The sequence below is a fragment of the Asaia sp. SF2.1 genome, assembly GCF_000505765.1.
GTDB lineage: Bacteria > Pseudomonadota > Alphaproteobacteria > Acetobacterales > Acetobacteraceae > Asaia > Asaia bogorensis.
The window spans coordinates 221,875-229,391 of sequence record NZ_AYXS01000012.1; the positions used below are offsets into that span (position 1 = coordinate 221,875).

The 7,517-nt window shown below is 60.4% G+C and carries 7 protein-coding genes and 1 pseudogene; 2 read left to right on the plus strand and 6 right to left on the minus strand.

The genetic code is table 11. From position 1 onward, the window contains the following. A pseudogene (locus P792_RS27365) lies at positions 1–517 on the plus strand (tRNA pseudouridine synthase A); the annotation flags it as partial. Between the two features lie 28 nt (positions 518–545). Here P792_RS27365 and P792_RS27370 read toward each other — a convergent pair. From P792_RS27370 to dapD, 3 genes are read right to left on the minus strand one after another with little or no spacing between them, the layout of a single operon-like run. After that, positions 546–1,181 carry a hypothetical protein gene (locus P792_RS27370; protein ID WP_051395857.1) on the minus strand — a complete coding sequence of 212 codons (636 nt, stop codon included), beginning with the start codon at positions 1,179–1,181 and terminating at the stop codon, positions 546–548. Continuing rightward, on the minus strand, positions 1,178–2,308 hold the full coding sequence (dapE, locus tag P792_RS27375; RefSeq protein ID WP_031240641.1) for a succinyl-diaminopimelate desuccinylase: 1,131 nt from the start codon (positions 2,306–2,308) through the stop codon (positions 1,178–1,180). Before dapE ends, P792_RS27370 begins: the two co-directional genes overlap by 4 nt. 2 nt (positions 2,309–2,310) lie before the next feature. Beyond that, positions 2,311–3,141 (minus strand): 2,3,4,5-tetrahydropyridine-2,6-dicarboxylate N-succinyltransferase, encoded by an 831-nt coding sequence (dapD, locus tag P792_RS27380; protein WP_023978513.1) that lies wholly within the window; start codon positions 3,139–3,141, stop codon positions 2,311–2,313. Between the two features lie 211 nt (positions 3,142–3,352). On the opposite strand from dapD, the gene P792_RS27385 reads away from it, so the two are divergent. Then, entirely contained in the window at positions 3,353–4,378 is a 1,026-nt protein-coding gene (locus tag P792_RS27385) for a diguanylate cyclase domain-containing protein (protein WP_081866677.1), read from the plus strand. Here the strand turns inward: P792_RS27385 and argB are convergent, their stop codons facing one another. The 3 genes from argB to yidC all read right to left on the minus strand — a co-directional run. Continuing rightward, a complete protein-coding gene (argB, locus tag P792_RS27390; RefSeq protein ID WP_031240645.1) occupies positions 4,379–5,302 on the minus strand; it encodes an acetylglutamate kinase in 924 nt (307 codons plus the stop codon). Next, positions 5,299–5,976 carry a ribosome biogenesis GTP-binding protein YihA/YsxC gene (gene yihA, locus P792_RS27395; RefSeq protein ID WP_031240647.1) on the minus strand — a complete coding sequence of 226 codons (678 nt, stop codon included), beginning with the start codon at positions 5,974–5,976 and terminating at the stop codon, positions 5,299–5,301. Before yihA ends, argB begins: the two co-directional genes overlap by 4 nt. Further along, on the minus strand, positions 5,973–7,517 hold a 1,545-nt coding region (yidC, locus tag P792_RS0118855), incomplete at its 5' end, for a membrane protein insertase YidC (protein WP_031240650.1). The genes yihA and yidC, both read right to left, overlap by 4 nt.

Here is a 7,517-nt window from a genome sequence, read left to right on the forward strand (position 1 = left end):
CTTTCACCTCAAGCCGCATCGCGTGGCGATCCTGGAGACGGCACAGGCACGCCCGGGCTGGCACGCGCGGTTCTCCGCCATCTCGCGTCGCTATTGCTACACCATTCTCAACCGCCCTACCCGCCCGGTGATCGACCTCAATCACGTATGGCATGTACGGCGCCCCCTCGATGCCGGGGCGATGCATGAGGCAGCCCAGAGCCTGCTGGGGCGGCACGATTTCTCATCGTTCAGAGCCGCATCCTGTCAGGCGAGCAGCCCGATCCGCACGCTGGACCGGCTGGATGTCACCCGTGAGGGGACGTTTGTGCGGCTGGACGTGGAGGCACGGTCCTTTTTGCATCATCAGGTACGCAATCTGGCGGGTTCGTTGCAGCTTGTCGGTAGCGGCCAGTGGCCGGTCGCCCGTATCCGTGACGTTCTCGAATCCTGCGACCGGCGTGTCGCTGGCCCCACAGCCCCGCCGGATGGCCTGTGCTTGATCGGTGTAGGCTACGAGCTGGACCCGTTCACCTGAGCCCTGCCCTGCGCAGGGGCTCAGGCGATCAGGGATGCGGTTTGGGCAGCGGACCCATCAGTTCCTTGAGCGCGTTGTAATGCGGCGGAAGCGCAATGGCGATGAGATAGAGCGACGCCACAGCGAGGTTCACCACAACGACAAGCAGTGCCGCCCTGCCGCCCTTGAGCCCCAGGCCGGATTTGGCCACGAACCATGAGAGCCAGAACTCATAGGCCTCGATACCAATCATGATGACAGCCAGCGCAGGGCGTGATGTCACGATACCGGGCATGATGATCTGCGCGATGCTCAACACCACCAGAGATAACACCATCGGCAGCCATGCTGACCACAGCAATGCCGTAGCGTAGCGCAACCAGCCCTCCGCCTTCCCCCAGACCGAAGCCAAAGCTTGGGAAACCACGAGACGCAGCAGCAGCGCCGTGATCAGGATCAGAACCTTGGTGACCTCAGTGGCATCATATCCCTGCACGAATTGCGACAGGGCCAGAACCAGAAAAAGGGCGGCACTCGGTGCAATCGCCGAGAGAAGAGCTTCAGGCGTATTGCCGAAAGACTCGATCCCTTCGGCCTTGCCCCGGCCCAGACGCACCACGCCACGAATGATCCGTGTTGCGGCACCACCAGGTGTTTCCGCCGGAGGAGTTGAACCGGGTGTCACAATCCGAAGGCCTCAAGAAAATCACGATAGATCAGGACAAGCATTTCCAGATCGGCAATCGCCACACATTCGTCTGCCTTATGCATGGTCGCACCGACAAGACCGAATTCCGCCACAGGGCAATAGGACGCGATAAACCGCGCATCGGACGTGCCGCCGCCTGTATCGAGGGCAGGCACACGCCCCGTATGACGGGCGATGACACTGGAGAGGGCTTCGACGGGCGCACCGGGTGTGGTCAGGAACGCTTCACCGCTGATGCTGGCCTCGACATGACCGGCAGGCGCATGACGCGCAACCACCTCCCTGATCCAGGCAACCAGATCGTCCCCCTTGTGGGCCGTATTGAACCGAATGTTCAGCAGCGCCGTGGCCCTGGCAGGAATGACATTGGTCGCCTGATTGCCGACATCGACACTGACAACCTGCAGCGATGATGGCGCAAAATGCTCATTACCCTCATCCAGCACACGCCCGGTCAATTCGCTCAGTATCGGCAGCAGGCGATGCACCGGATTATCTGCGAGATGCGGATAGGCCACATGCCCCTGCACACCCTCGACGGTGATCCAGGCATTGAGGCTGCCACGACGCCCGATCTTGATTACCTCACCCATGCGGGCGGGGTTGGTGGGCTCACCCAGAAGGCAGAAATCGGGACGATGCCCATGCGCCACCATCCAGGGGAGGACTTCTTTTGTGCCGTGCAGTGCCGGCCCTTCCTCGTCCCCTGTGATCAGAAAGCTGACAGACCCCTTGAGCGGACGCTCGACCAGCAAAGAGGCGACAGCCCCTACAAAGGCGGCGATGCCGCCCTTCATATCGGCAATACCACGCCCGTAGAGCATGCCATCAGCGTGCTGGGCACCAAACGGGTCATGCACCCAGCCTGGGCCAGGCGGCACAACATCAGTATGTCCTGCAAAGCAGAGATGCGGCCCCGACGCGCCAAACCGTGCAAAGAGATTGGGCGTGCGCTCGCCCTCCGGGCCGCAGTCGACCCGCTCGCAGGTAAAGCCCATCCCCTCAAGCGTGCGGGACAGGACATCCATCGCCCCGTCATCCGCCGGGGTTACGGAACGGCAGGCAATCAGCTGGCCCGCCAGGGTCACGGCATCGAGCGGCACAATCAGTCGCGCAGCAATTCGTTGATGGAGGTCTTGGAGCGCGTGCGCTCATCCACCCGCTTGACGATGACGGCGCAGGCCAGATGCGGCGCATCGGGGGTACGGCCCGGCAGCGTGCCCGGCACAACGACGGAATAGGCCGGCACACGACCCATGAAGATCTCGCCGGTGGCACGATCGACAATCTTGGTGGACGCACCAATGAACACACCCATGGAGAGCACGGAGCCGCGCTCGACAACCACGCCTTCGGCCACTTCGGAACGCGCGCCGATAAAGCAATCATCCTCGATGATCACAGGGGCCGCCTGGAGCGGCTCAAGCACGCCGCCAATACCGGCACCGCCGCTGATATGGACGTTCTTGCCGATCTGGGCGCAGGAGCCCACGGTGGCCCAGGTGTCAACCATCGTGCCGCTATCAACGCGCGCCCCGACATTGACGAAGCTTGGCATCAGCACCACGCCGGGAGCGATATAGGCCGAGCGACGCACGATGGCGCCCGGCACGGCGCGGAACCCGGCCTCTGCAAAGCGGAACTGGTCCCAGCCGTCGAACTTCAGGGGTACCTTGTCAAAGCCGGGAACGCCTCCGCAGGCACGTTCAGCCACGCGGCTATCCGTAATACGGAAGGAAAGCAGCACCGCCTTCTTGAGCCACTCATGGACAACCCAGCCACCATCCGTGGGTTCGGCCACGCGCAGCTTGCCCTCATCGAGTGATGTCAGGGCCTGTTCGATCGCCTCACGCGCCTCACCTTCCGTATGGGCGTTGAGCGTGTCACGACGCTCCCATAGGGAGTCGATCACGGTGCGGAGATCGGAAACAGGCATTATCAGCCATCCTTTGACAGGGTTACTCGAGTGAGCGGACCATGCTCAGGACGCACCCGGAAGTCAACGAATCTTCCGCAAACGATGCGTTAAGGAGTAATTAAATACCCCGGCTTATAGTCAATGCGAGCCGTCACCGATAAAGCCCTGCTATCAATTTCGGTCTCTCGCTGCTGGCCTGACAGGCCACCCCCCGGTTCCAGGAACAATCATGATGGACGCCCTTTTTTCCGACATCATGCGCTCGGCTCGTATCCGCCTGTCACGCGCCTTCCCCTCCCCACGCCGCAGACAAAACCCTCATGCAGAAGAGGCAGCTCTTGAAGCCAGACTTCTCGAAATCCTCCGCTCTGCCATATCGGTTCCGGACGGACTGAAACAGGCTTTCGACCATTTTTGCCTCGTCACGCGCCCAGAGCGCGGTCTGATCATGAGCTCAGGCCCTCTCGTCATACCGCCGCCCACTGAACCGCAAATCCATATCCTCCACTCGTGGCCGATACGCGACGGCGATTTCCGCAGCCGTCTGGGCGGCATCAGAACCACAACCAATCTTTGTCTGCGGGCCATTGCGGAGATACGCCATCAGGGAGAGATTGGCCTTGTCGTCTATTATGGGTGTCGCATGTCGCGCCGGCGCACGGCATCGTGCCGCCGTATCCTCAACACGCTGGCGCAGACCGCGGCGGCCATGATCGAGGTGGATCATCGCTATCGTGCGCTCCTACGTGCCCTTCCCTTCGACCCGCTGACCCATCTGCCAGTCTGGTCGCTGTTTCGAGAAAAGGTTGAGCGGCGTTTTGCACGGCTGGACCGCGAGCAGATCCCGGCCACGCTCATGCTCGTAAGTTTCCATGGCTTGCTTGACACACCCAGCGAAACGGTCGAGGCCGATGAAGCTGTGGAACAGATCGCCCATGTGCGTGACGCCATCAGTTTTCTCCAACGCGCCATACGCCCGACAGATCTGATGGGACAGCTGGATCGTGAAAGCTTTGTTCTCTGGCTCGATGGCGGAGACCGCTTTGCCTCGGTCGAGCGGGCCGAACAGATCTGCCGTCGTAAATATATGTGCTCAGCCGGCGCCAATCCGCTTGTTTCGGTCAAGATCGGGCTCGTGACGCGTGAGCCAGGATCGCATGATACGCTCGATGTGTTTTTCGAGAGAGCCCGCATGGCTCTCTCGATTGCCCAGGAGGCAAACCTGGACTGGTACTTCGCGCATGAAAGCGCGTGATCAGGCGGCGCGGATGAGCGTGCCTGATCCCTTATGCGTGAAAAGCTCCAGCAAGCAGGCATGAGGCACACGACCGTCGAGGATCACAGCCGCACTGGCACCTGCCTTGACCGCAGCGAGACAGGTCTCGACCTTTGGAATCATGCCACCCGATATCGACCCGTCGGCAATGCGGCGACGCGCCTCATCAGCCGTCAGTTCGGGAATGAGCTTGCCATTTTCGTCAAGCACACCCGCCACATCGGTCAACATCAGCAGGCGCGACGCATTGACGCTACCAGCGATGGCACCAGCCGCCGTGTCGGCATTGATATTATAGGTCTCGCCCTTATCGCCTACGCCAACCGGTGCGATGACAGGAATAAGCCCCGAACCCAGCAGGGAAAACAGAACGCGGGGGTCGATCTTGACGGGCTCACCCACAAAACCGAGATCCTGCGCCTCATCATTGCCCGAGCGGGCATCGCGGCAGTAATGCAGGAGCTTGCGCGCCTGCAGCAGGCCACCATCCTTGCCCGAAATGCCGACAGCCAGAGCCCCGGCGCGATTGATGAGGTCGGCCACCTGCTTGTTGACACTGCCCGAAAGCACCATCTCGATCACGTCGATCGCAGCCTGATCGGTCACGCGCAGGCCATCGACAAAGCGGGATTCGATGTTCAGGCGCTTGAGCATGGCGCTGATCTGCGGGCCGCCGCCATGCACAACGATGGGGTTGATGCCCACGAGCTTCAGCAGGGCAATATCGCGCCCGAAAGCGCTGGACAGATGATCCTTGCCCATGGCGTTTCCGCCATATTTCACGACAATGGTATCGCCCGCATAGCGCCGCAGAAACGGCAATGCGCTGGCCAAAAGAGCCGCCTGCTGCTGCCCCTCATCACTCATGTCCGGAAGCGTCAGCTCCGGGATATCCTTACTCATCCCTGCATCCCCTCAGGTGACGCACCAGCGATAAGCCGGGCGATCTCGGCACGCAATGTCTCGATGCCCAGTCCGGTCTCGCTGCTTGTGGTCGCGATATGTGGATAGGCCGCGGCATGTCTGGCCAGCACGGCCTGCACCTCGGCCATCTTGGCCTTGAGCTTGTTCGACCCCATCGAGTCTGCCTTGGTCAGTACGACCTGAAACAGCACTGCGGCGCGGTCGAGCATTTCCATCACGTCGCGATCTGCCTGCTTCAGCTCGATACGGGAGTCGAGCAGCAGAAAGACGCGCGTGAGCGTCGGGCGTCCGCGCAGATAGGCAAACATCATGGTCTGCCATTCTTCCTTGACCGATTTGGCCGCCTTGGCAAAGCCATAGCCCGGCATGTCCACCAGAGCGAGACGATCGCCAAGATTGAAGAAGTTGAGTTGCTTGGTGCGCCCCGGCTCGGAAGAGGCGCGGGCCAGCCTGTTACGTCCGGTCAGGGCGTTGATGAGGCTTGACTTGCCTACATTGGAGCGACCGGCAAAGGCCACTTCCGGACCGGCAAGCGGGGGAAGCTGGTCGAGCTTTTGCGCACCGAAAAAGAATTCGCATTCCGATGCGAAAAGCAGACGACCTTCCTCGATCTGCTCGTCACTGAAGACTGTCGGATCTTCTTTCTGGCTCACGACTTGCTGACGGCCTTTCCGCCTTTCTTCTGGGCACGATCGATCTGGCTCTGGATCAGCTTCTGCTGACCATAGCTGAGGACGTTGTTCCATGTGTAGTAAATGATGATGCCTGCCGAGATACGACCAAGGAAGATCGTATAGATGACCGGCATGAACTGCATGATCTTCTGCTGAGCCGGGTCCATGCTCACCATGCTCTGACGCTGCATCAGCCAGATGGTGAAGCCGAACAGGATGGGCCAGATGCCGATATGGAGCATCTCGGGCATAAAGCTCGGATTGAACGGCAGAAGGCCAAACAGATTGAAAATGGTGGTCGGGTCGGGCGCTGACAGATCGCGGATCCAGCCATAGAAGGGCGCGTGACGCATCTCAATGGTGATGTTCAGCACCTTGTATAGGCAGAACGCGACCGGGGCCTGAACAAGCAGCGGCAGACAGCCACCCGCCGGATTGACACCCTCTTCCTTGTAAAGCGCCATGATCTGCTGGTTCTGCGCCAGCTGATCGCCCTTGTTGTGCTCACGAATGGCCTGGATACGGGGGGCCAGCGTGCGCATACGCGCCATCGAGGCGAAGGATTTCGTCGCCAGGGGGTAAAGGATCAGCTTGATGATCAGGGTCAGGATCAGCAGGGCGATGCCGAAATTGCCGACATGACTGTAGAGCCAGTGCAGCACATGGAACATCGGGCGCGTCAGGAACGCAAACCAGCCGAAATCCACGGCCTTGTAGAAATAGGGAATATGCAGATCGTCGGTGTACTGATCGAGAAGATTGACTTCCTTCGCACCGGCAAAAATCATGCTTGTCGTGGCAACATTCGAACCCGGCGCGATCTGGATCGGCTGGCTCGAGAGCGTATCGACAATATATGAGCCTTCCTTGGCATTGGGCACGTAGCGATACCGTACGGTCACCGCAGCTTTCTGGTCGGGGATAATGGCCGTCAGCCAGTACTTGTCGGTGATACCGGCCCAGCCACCCACGCCATCAGCCGACCAGGCGGTGTTGTCGGGCTTGCCAGCGCCCTTGCGCATGGTCTTGTAGGATTCCTCGTCCAGACGGTCATTGATGACCGAAAGCGGGCCTTCCTGCACGATCATACCGCCAGTCTCGAGCGGCTTGTAATCACGCTCGACGCGCTGATAGGGCGTGAGAGAAACCGGCCCACCGGCCTTGTTCTCGACACTCTGGGTGATCGCGAAAAGATAGCGACGATCAAGCTTGATCTGAATTCGGAAAATCAGACCCTGACCGTTATCCCACTGCATGGAAACCGGGTGGTCGGGCGAGAGCGTCTTGTCATCGCTCGACCAGTCGGTATTGGCATCCGGTAGGCGTATCGTGGAGCCTGATGGCGCCTGCCAGCCCAGTTCGACAAAGCTCGGCTGCGGCCCTTCATCCGTTTCCAGGAGGCGAACGAGCGGCGAGTTCTTGTCCAGCGTCTCAAAATAATGCGTGAGCACCAGATTGTCGAAACGGGCCCCGCGCAGGCTGAAGGATCCGGTTGCATCCGGCCCCTCAATGGCAATGCG